Genomic DNA, 21,804 nt, shown 5'->3' on the forward strand with positions numbered 1-21,804 from the left:
CGGTTTCGTGTCGGGGGTGGTGGGCACGGGGAGCGGAGCACACCATGAGGGGATGACTGATCCCTCGGGCGGGGGACGTTCGGTGGGTGAGATCACTCGCGAGGGGGTTTGTGAAATCTTTCACGAGCATTTAGCGTTGAAGTGAACATGAAGTCGGAGATCCACTCAGGGAGAGTGAACCGGATGACAGCCCAGGTGCCGCACATCCTCGTAGTCGGAGGCGGTTACGTCGGGATGTACACCGCGTACGGCCTGCGCCGCGCCGCCCGTCAGGGCCGGATCCGCGTGACGGTGGTCGACCCGCGGTCGGTGATGACCTACCAGCCGTTCCTGCCCGAAGCAGCGGCCGGATCGGTGGAGCCGCGGCACGTCGTGGTGCCGCTGCGCAAGACCCTCAAGGGCTGCCGGGTGGTGACCGGCCGGGTGACCGGTGTCGACCACGCGAACAAGGTGGCCCGGGTCATGCCCGAGGAGGGCCCGGAGTACGAACTCGCCTACGACCAGATCGTGGTCGCGCTCGGCTCGATCGCCCGGACGCTGCCGATCCCCGGCCTCGCCGAGGAAGCCACCGGGTTCAAGAACGTCGAAGAGGCCATTGCCCTGCGCAACAAGGTCCTGGACCGGCTGGACGTCGCCTCGTCCCAGCCCGACCCGGCGCTGCGCAAGTCCGCGCTCACGTTCGTCTTCGTCGGCGGTGGGTACGCCGGTGTCGAGGCGTTCGCCGAGCTCGAGGACATGGCCCGCTACGCGACCCGCTACTACGACAACATCAAGCCCGAGGACATGCGCTGGGTCCTGGTCGAGGCCACCGGACGGATCCTGCCCGAGGTCGGTGAGGACCTCGGCAAGTACACCGTCAACGAGCTCCGCAAGCGGAACATGGAGATCAAGCTGGAGACCCGGCTGGAGTCCTGCGAGAAGGGCCGCGTGATCCTCAGCGACGGCGACGAGTTCGACGCCGACACGATCGTCTGGACGGCCGGCGTGAAGGCCAACCCGGCGCTCGCCGCGACGGACTTCCCGCTGGACGAGAAGGGCCGGATCAAGACCCTGGCGAATCTCCGGATCGAGGGCGTCGAGGACGCCTGGACGGCCGGCGACAACGCCGCCGTACCGGACCTGACCAGCACGACCGGTGCGTACTGCGCCCCGAACGCGCAGCACGCCGTCCGCCAGGCGCGTCGCCTCGCGGCGAACATCCTGCGGGTCGTCGACGGGCAGCCGCCGCAGGACTACGAGCACAAGTACGTCGGCTCGGTCGCGAGCCTCGGCCTGCACAAGGGCGTCGCCCAGCTGTACGGCGTGAAGGTGAAGGGCTGGCTGGCCTGGTTCCTGCACCGGACGTACCACGTGTCCCGTGTGCCTACCCTGAACCGGAAGGCCCGGGTGATCCTGGACTGGACGCTCGCGCTGTTCTTCCGGCGCGAGGTGACCAGCCTGGGCAGCCTGCAGACCCCGAACGACGAGTTCCGCCGGGCGACGCAGTCGTAGGGCAGTCGTAACACCACCTGATCGGCCGGGCCTCCAACTCGCCGGGGGCCCGGCCTTCTCTTCTATTCGTGCAGCAGGTCGGCGTCGTGCACGAGCAGCGCGATCTGGACGCGGTTGTTCAGGTCGAGTTTGGTGAGGATGCGCGAGACATGCGTCTTCACGGTCGGGACGCTGAGGTAGAGCGTCGCGCTGATCTCCGCGTTCGACTTTCCCTCGCCGACCGCGACGGCGATCTCGCGTTCCCGGTCGTTCAGCTTCGCCAGCCGGGCGCCGGCCTTTGACTTGCGGCTGTCCTGGCCGGAGTCCGCGACACGCGTGATCAGCCGTTTGGTGACGGTCGGCGACAGGACCGGCTGGCCGGCCGCGATCCGGCGTACCGACTCGACGATCTCCGCGGGCGGGGTGTCCTTCAGGATGAACCCGGCGGCGCCGGCGCGGAGCGCCCGCAGTACGTGTTCGTCGGCGTCGAAGGTGGTCAGGATGACGACCTCGGGCGCGCCGGGCCGGCGGCGTACCGCCTCGGTCGCGGTGAGGCCGTCGGTGCCGGGCATCCGGATGTCCATCAGGATCACGTCCGGCGCCAGCCGGTCGATCAGCCCCTGCACCCCGGACCCGTCGCCGGCCTCCCCCACCACCCGGATCTCCTCGGCGCCGCCCAGCATCAACTTCAGCCCGGCCCGCAGCAACGGATCGTCGTCGACGATCAATACCCGAATGGTCATGGGGACTCCCGGTCTGGACTGAGGAGCGGAGCGACGAGGGAAGACCGGGAGGTCGAGCCCCATGACCCGCCGCGCCGGAGGCGTGGCATCAATAGAGTCATGCGGGCCACGGTAGCCAGGCGTGCAGGCGGAAGTCGCCTTCGGGGGTGCGGCCGTGTTCGAGGCGGCCGTCGACGAGGGCGGCGCGTTCGGTGAGTCCCTTCAGGCCCTGGCCGTCGCCGCGCCGGCGGTTCGGCGCCGGGTTGCGCAGTTCGACGGACAACCCGTTGCCGGGGGCACCGATCACGCTGATCGTCACGGGTTCGCCGGGTGCGTGCTTCACCGCGTTCGTCAGTCCTTCCTGGACGATCCGGTACGCCGTACGCCCGACGTGCTCGGGCATCGGGCCGTCGGCGTCCAGCGTGAGCTCGACCGGGATCCCGGCCGCACGCGAACCCTCCACCAGCCCGGGCAGGTCCGCGAACGCGGGCTGCGGCAGCTCGCCGACGGGTGCCCGCAGTACGCCGATCACCTCGCGGAGGTCCTGCAACGCCTGGTGCGCGCTCGCGCGGATGATCTCGGCGGCGCCGGCCACCTCCTGCGTGGATGCGTCCGGTCGGTACGCCAGCGCGCCGGCATGCACGCTCAGCAGCGACAACCGGTGCCCGAGGACGTCGTGCATCTCCCGGGCGATCTCCTCCCGCGCCCGGAGCTGTGCCTGTTCGGCCTGCAGTTTCGCCACCGTCTCGGCGCGGTCGGCGCGGTCCCGCAGCGTCTGCAGGAGCTGCCGGCGGGAGCGGATGTACTGGCCCCAGCCCGCGACGGCGACGTACAGGATAGCGGCGATGACGAGCAGCGTCTTCCAGTCCTGAACGTGCCGGACCCTGGCATAGACGACCGTGGCGAGGAAGTTCGCCGCGAAGACCCAGATCGACGTCCGCCACGGCTTGTGCACGGCGACCGTCATGATCAGCACGAGCGTCGGCCCGGAAGCGGCGTCGGAGTACGTCGAGACCGCGGCCGCGAGCAGTGCGAGCTGCACCGGCCACCGGCGGCGGAACCAGAGCGTCAGACACAGCGCCATCCCGGACCAGAAGTCGACCGCGAGCAGCATCCGCGGCACCGGGTCGGACCGGCCGTCGCTGTAGGTGAACAGCGCGATCAGGATCGCGACCACGAACGCCACGCCGTCCACGACCCAGTCGCGGGTGCTGCGTTTCGGCCTCATGGGTCGAATGTAGCGGTGAGTGAGCGAGGGTGTCCGGATACCGAAGTCGCTTCGTGGGGTACTTAGGTCGCCCGGTAGGTTTCCGGGCATGAGTCAGCTCGCTGTCACCGTCATCGGCCCGGACCGCCCGGGCATCATCGCGGACGTCACCGAGGCCCTGGTCGGTACCGGGGTCAACCTCGAGGACTCGACCATGACGCTGCTGCGCGGTCATTTCGCGATGATGATCGTCTGCGCCGGACCGTTCGACGAGGTGAAGTCGGCGCTGGAGCCGTTGCGCGGCGAGCTGGTGATCACGGTCCGGACGATGGGCCCGGAGCACCGGCACGCGCCGCTCGGTGCGCCGTACATGCTCAGCGTGCACGGCGCGGACCGGCCGGGGATCGTGGCCGCGGTGACGCGGATGATCGCGTCCGCGGGCGGCACGATCACGGACCTGTCGACGCGGCTGAGCGGCGGGCTGTACGTGCTGACCGCCGAGGTCGAGCTGCCGCCGACGGCCGAGCTGGAGATGCTGAACCGGGCCCTCGAGATCACCGCCGAGGAGCTCGGGGTCGGCGTCACGCTGCGGCCGGCCGAGAGCGACGAACTGTGATCACCGACTGGTCCCCCGCCCGGCTGGACGTCGAAGGCGCGATCCTCGAGGTCGTCCGCGCGCCGCACCCGGTGCTGGCGACCGAGAGCGCGCCGGTGGATCCGCTCGATCCGGAGATGATCCAGCTCGCCGCTGACCTGGTCGCGACGATGCGGGTCTCCCCCGGCTGCGTCGGGCTCGCCGCGCCGCAGGTCGGCGTCGCGGCGCAGATGTTCTCGCTGGACGTCAGCGGGCACCCGAAGACGCGCACCTGCCACGGCGTCTTCGTGCTCTGCAACGCGGTCGTCGTCGAGTCCTCGCGGAACGAGAAGGCCCGTGAGGGCTGCATGTCGGTGCCGGACTTCACCGGCGACGTGAAGCGCGCGACCCGGCTGACGGTCGCCGGGATCCTGCCCGGTACGACGGAACAGGTCACGATCAGCACCGACGCGTTCGAGGCCCGCGCCCTGCAACACGAGATCGACCACTGCAACGGCAAGCTGTTCCTGGACCGGGTCGCCGGTGCCCACGCGGTGTACCCGCGGAAGACGTACCAGTAACGTACTCTCGTCCCCGGAGCCCGGGTGGCGGAACGGCAGACGCAGGGAGCTTAAACCTCCTGGCCCTCACAGGCGTACGGGTTCGAATCCCGTCCCGGGCACCGTCTACTTCCTGAACACACCGAGGAAGTACGCCATGACGAGCGCGTCGATGAGCAGCGCGAGCCAGGCGAGCGTCTTGCCGCGTTCGCCGCTGTGACGCATCGCCCGCAGGGCCTGGATCGCGAAGATGATCGAGAGCGGCATGCAGAACAGCACGCTGCCGAGCGCGGCGATCGCCTTGCCGTTCACCCCGCGCTTCTCCCCGCGACGCGACGGCTCCGAGTAGGGCCCACGGTACGGCGGCGCCGTGTGCGGGTCCTGGTACGTCGGCGCAGTGTGCGGGTCCCGGTACTGCGGCGGAGTGTGCGGGTCCCGGTACTGCGGTGCGGTGTGCGGGTCCCGGTACTGCGGGGCCGTGTAGGGATCCTGATACGTCGGCGCTGTGTACGGGTCCTGGTACTGCGGGCCCGGTTGGCGCGGGGGTGTGTGCGCCTGCTGGGTGTACGGGCCGGACGACCACTCGAACGGGTCCTCGGCAGGCTCCTCCGGCTGCGGCTCCGGCTGCTCGGGCGGCGTGGGCGGTCCGTTCAGCAGTTGCAGGTAGTCGGAACGGCGCACCGGGTCGGACAGCACCTCGTACGCGCGGTTCAGTTTGGCCTGCTGGCTCGAGTCGCCGCCGACGTCGGTGTGGGTACTGCGGGACAGCCGCCGGTAGCTGCGGCGGATCTCGTCAGCGTCCGCGTCCCGGGATACGCCGAGCAGCTTCCACGGGTCGGCTCCGTCGAGATCCCGGAAGTCCCGGACCGCCGTCATCGAGCGACGTCCGCCTGGTAACAGACCAGTCGCCAGGCAGCGTGCTCCGGGCCGGCGCCGGCCGGCAGCGTGCGGTGGCCGCTGACGAACGTGACCGTCCGGTCGCCGGCCAGGTACAGCCACAGGTCGAGGTCTTCGTCGGTGCCGAAGTAGTACATCTTGTAGTGCTTGATCTGCTGCGAGCCGAGGAACGGCGTCTGCAGGCGCTGCTGGGCCTCCAGCGGCAGGTTGCCGAGGACGCCGCGCATCTTCTCGGTGAGCCCGAGCTCCGGCGCGACCGTCGGCTGCGGCTGGGCTCCGCCGCGCGACATGATCGAACGCAGACCCGAGCGCGGTCGCGTCGGCTGTTGCTGCACAACGGCGTGCTTCAGGCTGGACGGGACGAACGCGTCGACGTGCACGCTCTGCGTCCGCTGCCCGTGCGGGTTGACCCTCGGGGTGGTGACGGCGAGTCCCTTCGGACCGAGGACCACGGCGTACGGGCGGTCACGGTCGCGGTCGTCCCAGTCGGCCCACCACTCGACTGCCGGCCCGACCTGGCGCTCGACGTGCGCCTTGACGCCGTTGGACAGCTCCGCCCACCAGTAGAAGCGATCCGGTCGCTTCTTCCACGCCAAGGGCGCGGCATCGTGTGCGGAGGGCATCGCCGGTCCGCCACCCTGCGAGCGCTCGACGCCACCACCCCCGGGTCGTTGCGCCGCTGGAAAGCCCCGAGACTGCTCAGGCAGGTTGTCACGACTCATGAGCGCGCCCGTATGCCCCGGTTTGCATGGTGAAGAGCCTCCAATACCGCGGGGGGCACGGTCAACTCCCCTTCGGGCCGCCTGTGGACAACTCCTTGGCACGGGAGAGGACCGCGTCGAGCATCTCCTCGGTGAGCTTGCCGGTGAACGTGTTCTGCTGGCTCGGGTGGAAGCAGCCGAGCACGGTGACCTCGCCGTACGGCGTGGGGATCTGATACTCGACGGCGTGCCCGAACTTCGGGCGAGGGCGCGGTACGCCGGCTCCGAGGGCGACCAGCGCGGTGAGCAGGGCGTCGTACGCGAACTTGCCGAGGCAGACGATCGCTCGCGTGCTGGGGAGGACGAGTTCGAGTTCACGGCGGTACCAGGGGGCGCAGGTGTCGCGTTCCGCCGGGGTCGGCTTGTTGGCGGGCGGGGCGCAGCGCACAGCGGCGATCATCCGGGTGCCGAACAGGTGCAGGCCGTCGCCCGCGTGTTCGCTCGTCGGCCGGCTGGCGAGGCCGACGCGGTACAGGCTGGCGAACAGCCAGTCGCCGGAGCGGTCGCCGGTGAAGACCCGGCCGGTCCGGTTCCCGCCGTTCGCGGCCGGGGCGAGGCCGACGATCAGAACCTCCGGCTCCGGCACACCCCAGCCGGCGATCGGACGGCCCCAGTACGGCTGGCCCGCGAACGACTTCCGCTTGCCGACAGCAACTTCCTCCCGCCACTCCACCAGCCGCGGACAGGCCTTGCAGACCGACACCCGGGCGTCGAGTTCGCCCAGGTCTCCGGTCCGGGCCAGCTGCACGACCTCGGCCGCGTCGCGGGCGACCGGAGTACGCCGGGCCGCCGGATCCTCCGGCCAACCGGTCCCCGGCGGCACCGGGCTGTCGAACAGGTCCCCGGTCAACGGATGCGGAAGCTTCATCGGGCCAGCCTAGAGAGGGCCTCCGACAGTGTCTGCCGCGCATCGCTCGCGACCGGATCCGGTCAGGCTGAGGCCTTGACGCTGATTTAGATCGATCTCATCCTGATTTAGATCGATCTAAGTGAGGAGCACACCATGCGCATCGAGACCCAGGCGGCTCAGGCCGGGCGGGCCGACCGCGTCCCTGTCCGCCGAACGGTCCTGGCCTGTATGGCCGACTACATCGATGCCGGGTCGATCGTTGCGGCGTCGTCCGGGCTGGCGCTGTGGTCCGCCGAGTTCGGGATGAGCAAGTCGACGGTCGGCCTGCTCGGCGCCCTCGGCACGAACGCCGCGTCGTACGCCGTCGGCGCCCTGATCGGAGGCCGCCTGGGCGACCTGTTCGGCCGGAAGCGGATCTACCAGTACGACCTGCTGCTCTACGTTCTCGGCGGGCTGCTCGTGGTCGCGGCGTTCAACAGCGTCACGCTCTTCGTCGGGCTGATCATCATGGGCCTGGCCGTCGGCGCCGACGTACCGACGTCCTGGGCGCTCGTCGGCGAGATCGCACCGCAGCGGTCGCGCGGGAAGGCAATCGGGCTGACCTCGGTGTTCTGGAGCCTCGGGCCGGTCGTCAGTCTGCTGCTGGCGTTGGCGGTCGCGGACCTCGGCGTCCTCGGGATCCGGATCGTGTTCGGGCAGCTCGTGCTGGTCGCCTTCGTGACCTGGTTCCTGCGGCGGCGAATGGGTGAGTCCGAGATCTGGTCCGCGGCCCAGGCCGACCGGGCGCAGGTGACGGCCGCGCAGCTGCGCGAACTGCTCCGGCCCGCTCTCGCGAAGCCGCTGGTGTTCGTCTTCGCCGTACACACGCTCGGCAGCGTCGCGGCCGGCACCTTCGGCTTCTTCCTGCCGTACATCCTCAAAACCGTCGGCGCCAAGGGACAGGCGGCCAGCGTCGGCCTGAACGCGCTGAACTTCGCCCTCGTCGGCCTGGGCGTCGGATTCCTCTTCATGCCGCTGGTCGACCGGGTGAACAGGCGCCTGCTGTACGGCGTCGCAGGCTTCTTCTCCGTTGTCGCGGCCCTGCTGCTGATCGTCTTCCCCGTCACGAACTCGGTGGCGATCGTGGCCTTCATCGTCATCAACGCGCTCGCGTCGTCGTGCGGGCAGGAGCAGCTGTACCGGGTCTGGTGCCAGGAGCTGTTCCCGACCATGCTGCGGTCGACGGCGCAGGGGACGATCATCTTCGCCCAGAAGATGCTGCTCGCGGGGTGGAGCCTGGTGGTCCCGCTCATCGTGGCGCGCAGTTTCACCGCGTTCGCGTGGATCCTCGCGATCGCGACGTTCCTCAGCGTCCTGATCGGGACCGTCTACATGCCGCGCCGGCCGCAGTCCCTGACGGCGGTCCGATGAGCCGGCCGAACATCTGGCTGATCCTCTGCGACCAGCTGCGCGCGGACGCCCTCGGCTGCTACGGCAACCCGATCGTCGAGACGCCCGCGATCGACGCGCTCGCGGCCCGTGGTGCACTGTTCAGGTCGGCGTACACGCCGTCCCCGGTGTGCGTCCCGGCCCGTGCCAGTCTCATCACCGGACGCGAGCCGTACGTCAACGAGTGCTACGACAACGGGTCGCCGATGCCGGACGGACCGACGCTGATGAGCGAGCTGACCGCCGCGGGCTATCGAACGCACGGGGTCGGGAAGATGCATTTCACGCCGGACGGCGATGCGCTGCGCGGATTCCAGACCCGCGACAGCGAGGAGGAGTTCGGTACGACGGAGTCCGACGACTATCTGGCCTGGGTCCGCGACCAGGGCTTCGGACATGTCGAGTACCCGCACGGCCTGCGAGACGAGATGTACTACGTCCCGCAGCTCTCCCAGCTACCCGCGGAACTCCATCCCACGACCTGGGTGGCCGACCGATCGATCGACTTCCTCCGGACCGAGGACGGGCCGTTCTTCCTCTGGTCCAGCTTCATCGCGCCGCACCCGCCGTTCACTCCCCCGGCGCCGTGGCACCAGCGTTATCCGGCCTCACTGATGCCGGATCCGCAACTGCCGCTGTCCGGCGACGGGCTGCTGACGGCGTACAACCGGCTGCAGAATCGCTACAAGTACCGCGACGGCGGCCGCGACCGACGGCTCTGGCAGCTGATCAAGTCGTACTACTACGCCTCCGTCACGTACGTCGATCACCAGATCGGCCGCGTGGTCGAGGAGCTGAAGCGGCGCGGCCAGTTCGAGAACACGGTGATCGTGCTGACCGCGGATCATGGCGAGTTCCTCGGCGACTACGGATGCTTCGGCAAGCGGTCGTTCCTCGACGCGGCGGCCCGGGTGCCGATGATCTGCTCAGGCCCCGGATTCGCGCCGGGACCGGTCGACGCCCCGGCCGGCCTGGTCGACGTGCTGCCGACGGTGCTGACGACCGCGGGCGTCCCGATCCCCGCGACGGACGGCGTACCGCTGCAGAACCCGGAACGGGATCGCGTGGTGTTCGGCCAGTTCCAGCAGGGCGAGCTCGGTCTGTACGCCGTGATCACGGACGAGTGGAAGTACATCTGGTCGGCGCCGGACGCCAAGGAGTACCTGATCGACCGGCGCCGGGATCCTGGCGAGACGGTCAACCACGCCTACAACATCCGGGTCCGGGACACGGTGGTCGAACTCCGCGGCCAGGCAGCCAAGCATTTCCCGGACCTCGCGGAGACCGACTTCGACACGCTGAGCGCGAACCGTCCGCTGATCGTCGGCGCCGCGCCGGGTAACGGCGGCCGGGACGGGCTGCTCGCGCTCGACCGGGACGCGGACGCTGCGACAATCGTCGTTCAGTGGGACTGAGGAGCGACGACGGGAGCGAACGGGATGCCGAACGAGACGCGACGCCGCGTGCGCATGCTGGACGTGGCGAACTCGCTCGGCGTCTCGCGGGCCACTGTCTCGCTGGTGATGCGGGGCAGTCCGCTCGTCTCCACGGCCACGCGTGAGTCGGTACTCGCCGAGGCCGACCGCCTCGGGTACGTGTACAACCAGGCCGCCGCCAGCCTGCGGACGCAGCGCAACGACGTGGTCGGACTGGTCATGCCGGACATCGTCAACCCGCTGGTCGCCGAGGTCTCGCTCGGCGCGCAGGAGGTGCTGACCGGGCTCGGGTACTTCGCCGCGATCGTGAACACCTCCGAGAGCGTCGAGACGCAGCAGCGCCTGTTCCGCACCCTGGTCCAGCAGCGCGTGGCCGGCGTGATCATCATCCCGGCGCTGCGGACGGGCGCCGACGACGTTGCCGAGATGTCGCGGAGCCAGTTGCCGTTCGTCGTCCTCACCCGGGCCTTCCCGGACTCCGGCGTACCGTTCGTCGGCACCGACGACCTGATGATCGGGCGGATCGGCGTCGAGCATCTGACCGGTACGCACGGCTGCCGGGAGATCGCGTACTTCGGCGGCAACCTCCTCGCGACACCGCGGGTCGCCCGCGAACGGAGCTTCCGCGAGGCGGCCGCCGCGGCCGGTGCCGTGTGCGACGAGACGTGGTCGGCGCCGTTCGACGCCGGGATCGTCGACGCGTACCAGGCGGCGACCAGGCTGCTCGACCACGGGCCGCCACCGCGCGGGATTCTCTGCCACAGCGATCAGGTGGCGTACGGACTGCTCAAAGCCCTGCAGCTGAAGGGCTACACACCCGAGGACTGTTCGGTGGTCGGCATCGACGACCTGCTCCAGTCGCAACTGTGGACGCCGTCGGTCAGCAGCATCGCCGTCCAGCCCACCGAGATCGGCCGGGTCTGTGCGCGCGTCCTGCTGGCCGAGATCGGTACGCCTACCGACGGACCTCTCGCCCCGCCACAACCGGTCCTGCACCCCCGGACCTCCTGCGGCTGCGAACCCCGGTGACCCACGCGGGGCACTGACGTCCGCAGCCGAACGGGAGCATCAGGCGGCGATTTCCTCAGACACCTCGCCAGTGGCAGTCGGCACCGCGACGGTCGAGGCCGTACGGCGCGCGGCCGGGATGGCCAGGGCGAGTACGACGGCCGCGGCGGCGAAGGCGGAGAGTAGGGCGAAGGTGTCGGTGAAGCCGGACTCGGCCGGGAGGCCGGACGGCTGGGTGTGACCGGTGATGATCGAGCTGGCGAGGGCCGTGCCGATCGAGCCGCCGATCGTGCGGATGTTGGTGTTCATCCCGGTCGCCGCGCCGGTCTGTTCGCGCGGGACGTTCTGCACGATCAGGCTGGTCATCGCGGCGTACGCGAGGCCGAGCCCGAGGCCGAAGAGCGCCGTCGAGAACGCGATCTGCCACCGCGCGTCGTGGAACTCCGCGAACATCAGCGCCCCGACCAGGATCACCGACGAACCCGACACGACCTGCGCCTTCGCGCTGAACCGCGCCGCGAGCGGACCGCTGAACGACCCGGCGAGCGCCATCGTCACGAGCATCGGCAGCATCAGCAAACCGGCCTGCGTGACGCTCGCCCCGAACCCGAACCCGGCCGTCTTCGGGATCTGCAGGAACTGCGGCACGAACGCGTACACCGCGAACATCGCGGCCCCGAACAACAGTGCGACGAAGTTCGTCGTCCACACCGCGGGCAGGCGCATCATCCGCATGTCGATCAGCGGGTTCCGCGAGCGCAGTTCGACAGCGATCCAGCCGGCCAGCAGTACGGCGGCCAGCGCGAAGAGGCCGACCGTCCGTACCGAACCCCAGCCCCAGGTGCGGCCGGTGCTCAACGGCAGCAGCAACGCGATCAGCCACCCGGACAGGAAGGCGGCGGCGAGCCAGTCGATCCGCCCGGGGACCCGGTTCGGCGACTCCGGGACATACCGGCGTACCAGCGCGGTGGCGATCGTGACGACCGCCATCGGGATCCAGAACAGCCACCGCCAGCCGAGCCACTCGACGATCGGGCCGGCCAGCACGATGCCGAGCCCGCCGCCCGCGGCGATGACGGCCGACACCACACCGACCACGGATGGGACGCGCTCGGCCGGGAACTCGTCGCGGATGATCCCGAACGCCAACGGGAACACGGCACCGCCGACACCCTGGAAGATCCGGGCGGCGATCAGTACGCCGATGTTCGGCGCGAGCGCCGCGACCAGGCAGCCGACCGCGAGCGCGGCCAGCGCGATGAACATCGTGCGCTCCTTGCCCGCCATGTCGCCGATCCGGCCGAGCAGCGGGGTAGCGACGGAGACCGAGAGCAGGAGTGCGGTGAAGACCCAGGTGACCGTGCCCGGGGTGGTGTGCAGGTCGTGCTGGATAACGGGCAGCGCCGGGCTGACCAGCGACTGCAGCATGGAGAACGAGGCGACCACCGTGGCGAGGACCGCCAGGGTCAGTCGTGGATTGCCAGACCTGATGACAGGCATGCGGAAGTCCTTCGGAAAGGGGATGCTCGCGCCGGGACGCGGCGCGGGAGTTTCTCGGCCTGATAAAGTCGAGGTATGCCTCCACTATAGCGGAGGGGTACCTCCGGTACCAAGCTGGTTAAGGTGAGCAAATGAGCGAGCAGATCCGGCCCGCGCTGCGGGTCGACGTACGGCGGCCGCAGCGGGCGGACGCGCGACGGAACTTCGACGCGCTGCTCACCGCGGCCCGGGACGCGTTCGCGAGCAAGGGCGTCGGGGCCTCGCTGGAGGAGATCGCCCGGCAGGCCGGTGTCGGCATCGGCACCCTCTACCGGAACTTCCCGACCCGTCAGGACCTGCTGAACGCGGTGTACTTCGGCGAGATCGAGGAGCTCTGCATCGCCGCCGAGGACGCGGCCGGCCTGCCGCCGTGGGAGGCGCTCACCACCTGGCTGCACCGCTTCGTCGAGTACGCCGCCACCAAGCGCGCGATCTGGGAGTCGCTGAACCGCGAGTCCGAGAGCTTCCAGACCGCCCGCGCCGCGATGTACGCCGCCGGCACCCCGCTCTTCGAACGCGCCCAGCAGTCCGGCGAGGCCCGCAAGGACGTCTCGTTCGACGACCTGCTCCGGATGGTCAGCGGCCTCACCGCCGCCGGCTTCGTCGACCAGGCCCAGCGCGACCGCGTCCTCGCCATCGCCCTGGACGGCGTCCGGGCTAGGTGAGGGAGAGCGCGACCCCGTCCAGGATGTCGTGCTCGGAGACGGTGAGGGAGTCGACCGGGAGGTGGTCGACGAGGCGCTGGAGGATGAGGGCGCCGGCGCCGATCACGTCCACCCGTCCGGGGTGGATCGAGTGCAGCGCGGCCCGGTCGGCGTGGGTCGAGGTGGTCAGCCAGGTGGTCGTTTCGCGGAGCTGAGCCGTGGTGAGGCGGGCGTGGTGTACGGCGTTCCGGTCGTACTCAGGGAGGTTCAAGGCGACCGCGGCGACAGTGGTAGCGGTGCCCGCGACGGCGATCAGCGCGCGGGCCTCGTGGAGCGGGACCGTGGTGGTGTCCAGGAGTGCGTCGATGTCTTCCGCGATCGCGGCGAGTTCAGCGGGCGCGGTCGGATCGGTGGTCACGTGCCGCTCGGTGAGGCGGACGGAGCCGATGTCGAGCGACTGAGCCGCCCGTACGCCGCTCCTGTCGCCCAGCACCAGCTCGGTCGAACCGCCGCCGATGTCCGTGACGAGGTACGGCGCTGGCAGGTCGAGGGAGGTCGTCGCGCCGCGGAAGCTCAGCTCGGCTTCTTCGGTGCCGGTGATGATGTCCGGGCGTACGCCGAGCCGCTGCTCGATGCCCGCGAAGAACTCGTCGCGGTTGCTCACGTCGCGGGCGGCCGAGGTGGCGACGAAGCGGATCCTGCTGACGGCCCTGGAGCGGATGACAGCGGCGAAGTCTTCGGCTGCCGCGAACACCCGGTCCAGGGCTTCCGCTGCGAAGGCGCCGGTGGCGTCCACCCCTTGGCCGAGGCGGACGATCGTCATCCGGCGGTCGACCTCCACGAGTTGACCGTCGGCGAGGTCGGCGATCAGCAGCCGGATCGAGTTGGTGCCGCAGTCGATCGCGGCGACCCGGTCAGACACACGGGCCTCGACGACCCCAGTCCTCCAGGGCTTCCAGGGTCTCGTCACCCAGCGGATTCACGCCCGGGCCGGCAGCCAGCGAGTGGCCGGCCAGGACGTGCAGGCACTTGACGCGGGTCGGCATCCCGCCCGCGGTGATGCCGGCGATCTCCACGACGTGCTCGATCGACTCGCGGTGCGCGAGGTACGACTCGTGGGCCGCGCGGTACCGGGCCGCCAGGTCCTCGTCGTCGGCCAGGCGGTCGGTCATCTCCTTCATCAGACCCGACGCCTCGAGGGTCCCGATCGCGGACGCCAGCCGCGGGCAGGTCACGTAGTACGTCGTGGGGAACGGCGTACCGTCCGGCAGTCGCGGCTCGGTCTCGACCACGTCGGGAAGGCCGCAGCTGCAGCGGTGCGCGATCGCGCGGATGCCGCGGGCGGTCCGGCCCAGTTGCTTACTGACTGCTTCCTGGTCGGCGGGGGTGACGCTCACCTGGTCACCTTAGGTGACGGCGTCGCCGCCGGGGCCGGTGGGTTGCCGGCTCCTTCCACACTCCCCCAGAGCTTCGTGTACCAGGTCGGCTTCTGCGGGTCCGCCGTACCGTCGGCGGGCGTCGACGGCTCCGGCGGGGCGCCGACCGGCTTGCCGTCGGCGCCGATCACGCGGTACCCGACCTCGCCCGGCATCACCCAGCCGAGCCGCTGCCGGGCCTGCGCCTTCACGTACGCGTCGTCCTGCCAGCGGGCGATCTCGTCGTTCAGCTCGCCGACGCGCTTCTCCCGGTCCCGGATCTCCTGGTTCAGCGCGCTGATCTGCTGGTGCTGGTCGAACCACACCCGCAGGCTCTGCGCGTACGACACGATCAGCGCGCCCAGCACCAGCAGGACGACGGCAGCCCGGCCGGTCAGGTTGCGCGAACCGCGGGTCCGCTCCGGCTCGGCGGTCGTTCCCGCCGTACGGCGTTTCGGCTGGTCGCCCCGCCGGGCCGGTGGACGCGACTGGGTCCGGCTCGACGGACGCGAGCCGGGTCGTGCACCGGATTCCCGACGGGACGGCATACCTGTTACCTCCGAAGGATCAGCCCTGGTACCGCGGGAAGGCCGAGCGACCGGCGTACGTCGCCGCGTCGTCGAGCTCCTCCTCGATCCGGAGCAGCTGGTTGTACTTCGCGACCCGGTCGGTCCGGGCCGGGGCGCCGGACTTGATCTGGCCGCAGTTGGTCGCCACTGCGAGGTCGGCGATCGTGGTGTCCTCGGTCTCGCCCGAGCGGTGGCTCATCATGCAGGTGAAGCCGTTGCGGTGCGCCAGGTCGACGGCGTCCAGGGTCTCGGTCAGTGAGCCGATCTGGTTCACCTTGACCAGCAGGCTGTTCGCGGACTTCTCGGTGATACCGCGCTGCAGCCGCTCGACGTTGGTCACGAACAGGTCGTCGCCGACGATCTGGATCTTGCTGCCGAGCTCACCGGTGATGGCCTTCCAGCCGTCCCAGTCCTCCTCGTTCAGCGGGTCCTCGATCGAGACGATCGGGTACGACGACACCAGGTCGGCGTAGTACGCGATCATCTCGTCGGCGGACTTCTTGCCGCCCTCGAACGCGTACACACCGTCGGTGTAGAACTCGCTCGCGGCCACGTCCATGGCCAGTGCGATGTCCTTGCCGAGCTGCAGGCCGGCCTTCTCGACCGCGACGGCGATCAGGTCCAGGGCGGCCCGGTTGCTGTCCAGGTTCGGCGCGAAGCCGCCCTCGTCGCCGAGGCCGGTGGACAGGCCGCGCTCCTTCAGCACCGCCTTCAGCGCGTGGTAGACGCCGGCACCCTGCATCAGCGCCTCGCCGTACGTCGCGGCGCCGATCGGGGCGATCATGAACTCCTGGACGTCGACGTTGCTGTCCGCGTGCGCGCCGCCGTTCAGGATGTTCATCATCGGCACCGGCAGGACGTGCGCGTTCGGGCCGCCGACGTACCGGAAGAGCGGCAGGCCGGAGGTGTCCGCGGCGGCCTTCGCGACCGCGAGGCTGACGCCGAGGATCGCGTTCGCGCCGAGCTTGGCCTTGTTCGGGGTGCCGTCCAGGTCGAGGAGCGCCTGGTCGATCAGCCGCTGCTCGTGGACGTCGTACCCGACGATCTCCTTGTCGATGTCCTCGAGGATGGCGGTGACGGCCTTCTGCACGCCCTTGCCGCTGTACCGCTCCTTGTCGCCGTCGCGCAGCTCCACGGCCTCGAACTGGCCGGTGGACGCGCCCGACGGGACGGCCGCGCGGGCGATGGTGTCGTCGTCGAGCAGAACCTCGACCTCGACAGTGGGGTTGCCGCGCGAGTCGAGGATCTCGCGCGCGCCGACGGCCTCGATGGTGGCCACATTGACTCCCAAGTTCTCGATGACGAATCGCTCCCGAGCCTAGCCCCCAGACCACCTCGCTCAGTGGACCGCGTCACACCTAACGATCGCATCCGGAGGTACCTCTCGCGTCAGTAACACTCCGTTGGGCGCCCGATAGACCTCGAGATTCCCCGAATCCACACCCAGCAAGACTTCTACGCCGCTCCTCCGCCCGACCCGGCTGTCCTTCGCGGGCGCCAGATGCACGTGGGTACGGCGTCCCGCTGTGAGCCCCTCCCGCCGGATCGCGGGAAGTGCTTCGCGAGTGGTGCCGTGCCAGAGCAGGTCCTCGGGGTGAACGCGTTCCCAACTGTTCTCCAAGGCTTCACGTGTCACGGGCATGCCTTCCAGTGAATGCCCCTGGCACGCCCGGATCCGCTCGCCGTCGACCTGCAGCCGCTGCTTGTCGTTCTCCCGTACGGCGACGTCCAGACGCTCGCGGGTCAGCCCGAGCAGGCCCTGGACATCGGCGATCGCGGCCCACCCGTCCGCACTCATCGTGAGGTTGCGCTCACCGACCGTATGCCGGAGCAGCTTGGAGATCGCGCGGCTGTCACGGCTCATGTCAGCGCTCTCCTCAGTGCGTCCACCCGGGAATCGCGGGCCGACCTGGTGATCAGGTAGTACCTGATGGGCGGCAGGTCCTTGACCGGAATCTTCCGCACCGCACTCGTCGTCTTCACCGAACCGTTCACGACCGCCGGTCCGATACCGAGACGCACGAACTGGACGAGCAGTTCCCACCCTTCGGCCTCGACCGCCACGGACCACTGGATGCCCTGGTCGAGCATGCTCCGCTCCAACTGCTGCCGGTGCGGGCGGTCCTTCGGCGGTACCACGAGGGCCTCGTCCTGGAGGTCCCTCAGGCGGACGGTACGACGACCCGCCAGGCGGTGGTCGTTGCGCACGATGAGCGTCTGCGGGAACTTCGCGATCAGGGTGCAGTCGAGGTCGTCGGGCGGGACGCCGAGCGCGGTGACACCGGCGTCCGCGTCGCCGCCGCGGACCGCGGCCAGGGTCTCGGCGGCGTCGCCGGTCCGCAGCCGGAGCTCGTTGCCGCGGGCCAGGTAGCGGCGGAGTCGGTCGCCGAGCAGGTAGAGATAGGCGCCCGAGCCGGCGATCAGGACGAGCGGCCGTGGCGGCGCGGCGTCGAGCGTACGAAGGAAGTCGGCCGTGCGGTCCCGCGTGTCGTTGGCGAACGCAGCCAGCCGCTCCCCGGCACCGGTGAGGAACAACTGCCGGCCGTGCTTCTCGTAGAGCTGGGTGCCGAGTCGCGCCTCCAGCTTGCGGATCCGGACGTGCAGCGCGGGCTGGCTGACATGCAACTCCTCCGCGGCACGCGTGAAGTTCCGGCACCGCGCGAACACCGCGAACGCCTGCAGATCCTCCGCGATCAGCTCCATCACTTGAAACTATAGCTATATCGATAAGAACTAGTTCTGCTGGATAGCTCTGGCGTTGACGCTGGAGACATGAACAGACTGGGAATCGACATCGGCCGGGTGCTCATCGCCGGAGGGGCAGGCACCGGCGACACCTCGTTCTTCTCCGGCGACGCGATACGGCGAGATCTGCGGCTGCCTCGCTCCTAGTCCCTCAAAAGCGCCTACCTGTCTCGGTCTATACCGAAGGAGCGGCGGGCGTCGGCCAGGCCCTTGTGGTTGTCGGCCGGGCTGGAGATGCCGGTGAGGAGGTTGGTGGTGATCCGCCAGGCGAAGTAGCCCGCCTGTACGGCATACCGGACGCGGAGGAAGACCTCAAGGCCGTCGCGGAGTTCCGCCACCAGGTCGGGCCGCCGCTCGAGGTACGCCGGTACGACGGGCCGTCCGACGTACATCGCCGCCGACGCGACGTCGTACAGGATCGGCCCCCGCATCGCGCTGCCCCAGTCGATCAGGCCGACCCGGCCGTCCGCCTGCCGCCGGAACGCCTCCGCCGCCGGATCCCCGTGCAACCACGCCCACGACACGGGGCCGAGCGCGATCGCGTCCGCCACCGCGGACTCGACGGCCGGCCGGATCCACGGCTCGAGATCCAGCGAGTCCTCGAACGGCATCAGGAACCGCAGCCACTCCGCGGTGTCGCCCGCCTCGAGCGGCGCGGCTGAGTGCACCCGACCGAGCAGGTCACCGATCTCAGCCTGATCCGAAGGAACCAGCTCAGCCCCGTCGACATACTCGAGTACGGCGACCTGCCGCCCGTCGACCCGCTCCACCAACCGCCCGTGCTTACTCACCCACGGCCGCCCGGTCGTCACCCCGGCGTCGTCCAACCGCCGAGCCAACTCCAGCCCAGGCTCGAACCCCGCGTCATCGGCCCCGACCGCCTTCAGCACAACCCGATCCACCCCACAGATCGCCAGCCAGGTAGCCGAGTTCATCCCCCCGGTCAGCACCTCCAGCCCGGAAACCTTCAGGTCCCAGTGCTCCCGCAGTACCTCGGCGACGTCCATCCGGGCAGCCTGGCAGAGCCCGCCGGCAACTCACCAGCGGATTTCGTCATCCGTGACTCGGGCACGTGCTTCAGTCGCCGGCGACGAGGCCGGTGTGGTGGGCGACTGCGGCGGCTTCGGTGCGGGTGGAGACGTTGAGTTTGCGGAGGATGCGGGCTACGTGGGTGGCGACGGTGTTCGGGGAGACGAAGAGTTCGCGGGCGATCTCGGCGTTGGACAGGCCTCGGGCGAGGACTCGCAGTACGACGAGTTCGCGCTCGGTCAGGCCGTGCGCCGCCGGCTCTTCCCGGGCCGCCGGGGACAAGCCGGCGCGTTGCGCGAGGTCGTCGATGTCGCTGAGCAGGGGCACGGCCGCCAGGCGGGTCGCGATCTCCCGGGCCTCGTCCAGGCGGCGCCGGGCGCCGGGCTTGTTGTTCGAACGGATCGCGGCGGCGGCGCCTCCGACCAGCGCCCGAGCCAGTTCGTACACGTCGTGGACCACACGCCAGGCGTCGGCTGCCGTGTCCCAGGCCGCGACACTCCCGGCCTCGAAGGCGTCTCCGGTCCGCAACACCGCATCGACGATCGGCCAACGATCCAAGCCGGACAGGCCCTTCCGCAGCGCCTCCGATCGCACGGGCACCTGTCGCCGTCGCCCGGCCACGGTCCGCTCCACCTGAAGCGCCGCGAGGTAGAGCCGCGCTGTGACCACCACGTCGGCTGTCGGCCAGTCCGGCATCACGTCGAGCGCCTCGACCAGCAGCCGATCGGCCGTGGGCACGTCGCCGCTGCCGACCGCGAGCGCCAGCTGTACCGGCAGCCGCTGCAGACCGATCTCGCTGGCAACCCCTGACGGTGGCACGGCCATCTGCGCAAGGTGGCCGGCCGCCTCGTCGTACCTCCCGCGCCGTACGGCGATGACGGCGACCTCCATCCGCAGCGCCGCGTCGTACCACGGTGGCGGGCCGTCCGCGAGCGCGTTGTCCACCAGTTCGAGGGCCTCGTCCCAGCGTCCCAGCGAGATCAGCACCTCGGCCCGGTTCTGCGTCAGCATCGAGCCTCTGGCCCGCATCCGGCCCCACTGCGCGGCTTGGCGCCCAGCCCCTTCGAGGAGCGCGGCCGCTTCCTCGGGGCGCCCGGCGTCGGCGATCGCCCGGCCTTCCCATTGCAGCGACGTGAGGTACGTGTGGTGATCGCCGCACGCATCAGCGGCCCGCCGGGCGTCCTGCATGAGCTGCTGAACCACTCCGGGACCGCCGTCGGTGTGCAAGGCGATGCCACCGACGACCAGCCGCGCATCCGCGAGCGCCTGGTCGTCACCGGCGGCCTCCGCCAACTCGAGCGCCTGCGCCGCGTGCCGGCTCATCTCCGGTCCAGGCGTACCGACCAGCTCGGTGAATGCCAGGCCGGACAACAGCCGGCTGCGCAGTACGTCGTCGGCTCCCGGCTGCACCAGCCGCACCGCGTGGGACAGGTCGTCGCTCCCGGAACCGTCGATCCGGCATCGCAGCAGGCCGCGCAGCCGCAGAAGCCCGGCCACCCGGAGCGGCTCGGTGTCCGGGTCGAGGGCCGCCAGCGCCGCGGTCGCATGCTCCACCCCGGTCCGTGAGCGACCGGCCGTGTACGACGCGGCGGCCGCCGTCTCCTGCACAGCCGCGTAACTCACCCCGATCAGCTCACCGGCCCCGTCGACCTCGGACCAGAGCTCGAGGACCCGGTCGAGCATGTTCAGCTGCTCGTCGTACGCGTACTGCCGCTCGGCTGTCAGGGCGGCCCGCCACGCCGCCGCCAGCGCCTTGCCGGGCTCCCCGGCCACGGACCAGTGCTCGGCCAGGGCCGCCGGCGATCCGGGCCCCGCCTCGATTGCCGTCGCGAACCGTGCGTGCAGACGCCGCCGCTCACCGGGCAGCAACGCGCCGTACACCGCCTCCCGGATCAGGTCGTGCCGGATCAGGTACTCGGTGCCCGACACCGAGACCTGGTTTCGCTCGACCAGCTCACGGAGGGCGTCGTCCACCGACGCACCCGAAACCTCGGACAGCAGATCGTCCGGGACCGCGCCACCGGCCACCGCGATCGTCGCGAGTACGGCGCGGGCGGCCGGGGAGAGGTCGGCGATCCGGCCGAGCAGCAGGTCGTTGAGTCCTTCGGACGACGCCGTACCGGAGGCGTACAGGGCCTCCACGAAGAGGGGGTTTCCGCTGCTGCGACGGTGGATCTCGCTGCTCGCGACAGCATGCGGCGCGCGACCGTCGAGCGCCGCGAGCAGCTCGCCGACCTCCTTCCGGCCCAGCGGCTCCAGCTCGAGCCGAACCACCTCGGCGCGTCTGCCGAGCTCGGACAGCAACTGCCGGGTGGGATGGCTCGAAGGCAGCTCACCGGTCCGCATCGTGACGATCAGCAGCACCGCCGAGGCGGCGAGGTTGCGCACCAGGTAGACGAGAAGTTCACGGCTGGAGGCGTCCGCCCAGTGCAGGTCCTCCACCACCACGACGAGCGGGCGTTCCGCTGCCACCCGCTGGAGCAGGCCGAGGACCTCACCGAACAGCCGGACATGACCGTCAGGTCCCTCCGGCAAGGACAGCTCCGGCAGCCATCCGGCGAGCGCCGTACCGCCGGACGGCAGCGCCTCGGCGAGCCGTTCCGGGCCCCACTCGCGCAGCAGGTTGCGCAGGATCGCGAGGAACGGCATCCACGGCGTACCGTCCGCGCCGAGTTCGAGGCAGCCACCGGTCAGCACCATCGGCCCGTCCGGCACGCCGCCGGCGCGACCGGACGCACCCGCGACGCCGGAGTCTCTGAAGCTGTCGACCGCGGTCGCGACGAGGCGGGACTTGCCGATCCCCGCCTCTCCCGAGACCAGCACCGTGACCGGCTCGCCGGCACGGGCGCGCTCATAGGCCGCCCGCAGAGCTGCGAGCTCCGATCGGCGGTTGATCAACACCGGACTGACGACAACCCCCATGCCGGTCATCCTCGCATCCTCCGGGTCC

Annotated in this window: 21 protein-coding genes and 1 tRNA gene; 8 read left to right on the forward strand and 14 right to left on the reverse strand. The window is 70.2% G+C overall.

The window, feature by feature from the left end; genetic code table 11:
• The first annotated feature begins 183 nt into the window (after positions 1–183).
• A complete protein-coding gene (locus AB0M51_RS32280; RefSeq protein ID WP_344192653.1) occupies positions 184–1,491 on the forward strand; it encodes an NAD(P)/FAD-dependent oxidoreductase in 1,308 nt (435 codons plus the stop codon).
• Between the two features lie 62 nt (positions 1,492–1,553).
• Here AB0M51_RS32280 and AB0M51_RS32285 read toward each other — a convergent pair whose 3' ends face one another.
• Both AB0M51_RS32285 and AB0M51_RS32290 read right to left on the reverse strand, forming a co-directional pair.
• On the reverse strand, positions 1,554–2,213 hold the full coding sequence (locus tag AB0M51_RS32285) for a response regulator transcription factor (RefSeq protein WP_344192651.1): 660 nt from the start codon (positions 2,211–2,213) through the stop codon (positions 1,554–1,556).
• A 97-nt stretch (positions 2,214–2,310) separates the two neighbouring features.
• A complete protein-coding gene (locus AB0M51_RS32290; protein WP_344192649.1) occupies positions 2,311–3,420 on the reverse strand; it encodes a histidine kinase in 1,110 nt (369 codons plus the stop codon).
• An 88-nt stretch (positions 3,421–3,508) separates the two neighbouring features.
• Between AB0M51_RS32290 and AB0M51_RS32295 the strand changes: the two genes are divergently transcribed.
• The 3 genes from AB0M51_RS32295 (at position 3,509) to AB0M51_RS32305 (ending at position 4,655) form a co-directional block, all read left to right on the forward strand.
• Entirely contained in the window at positions 3,509–4,015 is a 507-nt protein-coding gene (locus AB0M51_RS32295; RefSeq protein ID WP_344192647.1) for an ACT domain-containing protein, read from the forward strand.
• Positions 4,012–4,554, forward strand: coding sequence for a peptide deformylase (gene def / locus AB0M51_RS32300; protein ID WP_344192645.1), 543 nt, complete (start codon positions 4,012–4,014; stop codon positions 4,552–4,554). The genes AB0M51_RS32295 and def overlap by 4 nt, the downstream gene beginning before the upstream one ends.
• Positions 4,555–4,572: 18 nt before the next feature.
• Positions 4,573–4,655, forward strand: a tRNA-Leu gene (locus tag AB0M51_RS32305).
• Positions 4,656–4,659: 4 nt separating this feature from the next.
• Here AB0M51_RS32305 and AB0M51_RS32310 read toward each other — a convergent pair.
• The 3 genes from AB0M51_RS32310 to AB0M51_RS32320 form a co-directional block, all read right to left on the reverse strand.
• The gene (locus AB0M51_RS32310; RefSeq protein ID WP_344192643.1) at positions 4,660–5,409 is read right to left on the reverse strand and encodes a DnaJ domain-containing protein; all 750 of its coding nucleotides are present in this window, start codon (positions 5,407–5,409) and stop codon (positions 4,660–4,662) included.
• Positions 5,406–6,053: a hypothetical protein gene (locus tag AB0M51_RS32315; RefSeq protein ID WP_344192641.1), complete on the reverse strand. Its 648-nt coding sequence runs from the start codon at positions 6,051–6,053 to the stop codon at positions 5,406–5,408. Before AB0M51_RS32315 ends, AB0M51_RS32310 begins: the two co-directional genes overlap by 4 nt.
• Positions 6,054–6,213: 160 nt before the next feature.
• A complete protein-coding gene (locus tag AB0M51_RS32320; protein WP_344192639.1) occupies positions 6,214–7,059 on the reverse strand; it encodes a uracil-DNA glycosylase in 846 nt (281 codons plus the stop codon).
• A gap of 135 nt (positions 7,060–7,194) precedes the next feature.
• On the opposite strand from AB0M51_RS32320, the gene AB0M51_RS32325 reads away from it, so the two are divergent.
• From AB0M51_RS32325 to AB0M51_RS32335, 3 genes are read left to right on the forward strand one after another with little or no spacing between them, the layout of a single operon-like run.
• Complete coding sequence (locus tag AB0M51_RS32325; RefSeq protein ID WP_344192637.1) at positions 7,195–8,451, forward strand: MFS transporter; 1,257 nt, start codon at positions 7,195–7,197, stop codon at positions 8,449–8,451.
• Positions 8,448–9,884 (forward strand): sulfatase-like hydrolase/transferase, encoded by a 1,437-nt coding sequence (locus tag AB0M51_RS32330; protein WP_344192635.1) that lies wholly within the window; start codon positions 8,448–8,450, stop codon positions 9,882–9,884. Before AB0M51_RS32325 ends, AB0M51_RS32330 begins: the two co-directional genes overlap by 4 nt.
• Before the next feature lie 24 nt (positions 9,885–9,908).
• Positions 9,909–10,934, forward strand: a complete 1,026-nt coding sequence (locus AB0M51_RS32335) for a LacI family DNA-binding transcriptional regulator (protein WP_344192633.1) — start codon at positions 9,909–9,911, stop codon at positions 10,932–10,934.
• A 39-nt stretch (positions 10,935–10,973) separates the two neighbouring features.
• On the opposite strand, the gene AB0M51_RS32340 is transcribed toward AB0M51_RS32335, so the two are convergent.
• Positions 10,974–12,413 carry an MFS transporter gene (locus AB0M51_RS32340; RefSeq protein WP_363751770.1) on the reverse strand — a complete coding sequence of 480 codons (1,440 nt, stop codon included), beginning with the start codon at positions 12,411–12,413 and terminating at the stop codon, positions 10,974–10,976.
• A 131-nt stretch (positions 12,414–12,544) separates the two neighbouring features.
• On the opposite strand from AB0M51_RS32340, the gene AB0M51_RS32345 reads away from it, so the two are divergent.
• On the forward strand, positions 12,545–13,117 hold the full coding sequence (locus AB0M51_RS32345; protein WP_344192627.1) for a helix-turn-helix domain-containing protein: 573 nt from the start codon (positions 12,545–12,547) through the stop codon (positions 13,115–13,117).
• Here the strand turns inward: AB0M51_RS32345 and AB0M51_RS32350 are convergent.
• The 8 genes from AB0M51_RS32350 to AB0M51_RS32385 all read right to left on the reverse strand — a co-directional run bounded on the left by AB0M51_RS32350 (position 13,110) and on the right by AB0M51_RS32385 (position 21,785).
• The gene (locus AB0M51_RS32350; RefSeq protein WP_344192625.1) at positions 13,110–14,018 is read right to left on the reverse strand and encodes a Ppx/GppA phosphatase family protein; all 909 of its coding nucleotides are present in this window, start codon (positions 14,016–14,018) and stop codon (positions 13,110–13,112) included. The genes AB0M51_RS32345 and AB0M51_RS32350 overlap by 8 nt on opposite strands.
• Positions 14,011–14,493 carry a DUF501 domain-containing protein gene (locus AB0M51_RS32355; RefSeq protein ID WP_344192623.1) on the reverse strand — a complete coding sequence of 161 codons (483 nt, stop codon included), beginning with the start codon at positions 14,491–14,493 and terminating at the stop codon, positions 14,011–14,013. The genes AB0M51_RS32350 and AB0M51_RS32355 overlap by 8 nt, the downstream gene beginning before the upstream one ends.
• Entirely contained in the window at positions 14,490–15,059 is a 570-nt protein-coding gene (locus AB0M51_RS32360; RefSeq protein ID WP_344192621.1) for a septum formation initiator family protein, read from the reverse strand. The genes AB0M51_RS32355 and AB0M51_RS32360 overlap by 4 nt, the downstream gene beginning before the upstream one ends.
• 19 nt (positions 15,060–15,078) lie before the next feature.
• The gene (gene eno / locus AB0M51_RS32365) at positions 15,079–16,359 is read right to left on the reverse strand and encodes a phosphopyruvate hydratase (RefSeq protein WP_344192619.1); all 1,281 of its coding nucleotides are present in this window, start codon (positions 16,357–16,359) and stop codon (positions 15,079–15,081) included.
• A 60-nt stretch (positions 16,360–16,419) separates the two neighbouring features.
• Positions 16,420–16,944 (reverse strand): tRNA 2'-phosphotransferase, encoded by a 525-nt coding sequence (locus AB0M51_RS32370; RefSeq protein ID WP_344192617.1) that lies wholly within the window; start codon positions 16,942–16,944, stop codon positions 16,420–16,422.
• Positions 16,941–17,783: a LysR family transcriptional regulator gene (locus AB0M51_RS32375; protein WP_344192615.1), complete on the reverse strand. Its 843-nt coding sequence runs from the start codon at positions 17,781–17,783 to the stop codon at positions 16,941–16,943. Before AB0M51_RS32375 ends, AB0M51_RS32370 begins: the two co-directional genes overlap by 4 nt.
• Positions 17,784–17,986: 203 nt before the next feature.
• Entirely contained in the window at positions 17,987–18,832 is an 846-nt protein-coding gene (locus tag AB0M51_RS32380) for a phosphotransferase (protein WP_344192611.1), read from the reverse strand.
• Positions 18,833–18,902: 70 nt separating this feature from the next.
• Positions 18,903–21,785 (reverse strand): AAA family ATPase, encoded by a 2,883-nt coding sequence (locus AB0M51_RS32385; RefSeq protein WP_344192609.1) that lies wholly within the window; start codon positions 21,783–21,785, stop codon positions 18,903–18,905.
• Positions 21,786–21,804: the final 19 nt, after the last annotated feature.

This window comes from Kribbella sp. NPDC051137 (genome assembly GCF_040682535.1).
Classification (GTDB): Bacteria; Actinomycetota; Actinomycetes; order Propionibacteriales; family Kribbellaceae; genus Kribbella; species Kribbella karoonensis.

Coding starts and splice junctions, on each gene's coding strand:
- AB0M51_RS32320 (WP_344192639.1), bottom strand. CDS start 7,059: ATGAAGCTTCCGCATCCGTTGACCGGGGACCTGTTCGACAGCCCGGTG.
- AB0M51_RS32325 (WP_344192637.1), top strand. CDS start 7,195: ATGCGCATCGAGACCCAGGCGGCTCAGGCCGGGCGGGCCGACCGCGTC.
- AB0M51_RS32360 (WP_344192621.1), bottom strand. CDS start 15,059: ATGCCGTCCCGTCGGGAATCCGGTGCACGACCCGGCTCGCGTCCGTCG.
- AB0M51_RS32295 (WP_344192647.1), top strand. CDS start 3,509: ATGAGTCAGCTCGCTGTCACCGTCATCGGCCCGGACCGCCCGGGCATC.
- AB0M51_RS32380 (WP_344192611.1), bottom strand. CDS start 18,832: ATGGACGTCGCCGAGGTACTGCGGGAGCACTGGGACCTGAAGGTTTCC.
- AB0M51_RS32370 (WP_344192617.1), bottom strand. CDS start 16,944: ATGAGCCGTGACAGCCGCGCGATCTCCAAGCTGCTCCGGCATACGGTC.
- AB0M51_RS32310 (WP_344192643.1), bottom strand. CDS start 5,409: ATGACGGCGGTCCGGGACTTCCGGGATCTCGACGGAGCCGACCCGTGG.
- AB0M51_RS32345 (WP_344192627.1), top strand. CDS start 12,545: ATGAGCGAGCAGATCCGGCCCGCGCTGCGGGTCGACGTACGGCGGCCG.
- AB0M51_RS32280 (WP_344192653.1), top strand. CDS start 184: ATGACAGCCCAGGTGCCGCACATCCTCGTAGTCGGAGGCGGTTACGTC.
- AB0M51_RS32335 (WP_344192633.1), top strand. CDS start 9,909: ATGCCGAACGAGACGCGACGCCGCGTGCGCATGCTGGACGTGGCGAAC.
- AB0M51_RS32385 (WP_344192609.1), bottom strand. CDS start 21,785: ATGACCGGCATGGGGGTTGTCGTCAGTCCGGTGTTGATCAACCGCCGA.
- AB0M51_RS32290 (WP_344192649.1), bottom strand. CDS start 3,420: ATGAGGCCGAAACGCAGCACCCGCGACTGGGTCGTGGACGGCGTGGCG.
- AB0M51_RS32330 (WP_344192635.1), top strand. CDS start 8,448: ATGAGCCGGCCGAACATCTGGCTGATCCTCTGCGACCAGCTGCGCGCG.
- AB0M51_RS32340 (WP_363751770.1), bottom strand. CDS start 12,413: ATGCCTGTCATCAGGTCTGGCAATCCACGACTGACCCTGGCGGTCCTC.
- AB0M51_RS32285 (WP_344192651.1), bottom strand. CDS start 2,213: ATGACCATTCGGGTATTGATCGTCGACGACGATCCGTTGCTGCGGGCC.
- AB0M51_RS32315 (WP_344192641.1), bottom strand. CDS start 6,053: ATGCCCTCCGCACACGATGCCGCGCCCTTGGCGTGGAAGAAGCGACCG.
- AB0M51_RS32375 (WP_344192615.1), bottom strand. CDS start 17,783: ATGGAGCTGATCGCGGAGGATCTGCAGGCGTTCGCGGTGTTCGCGCGG.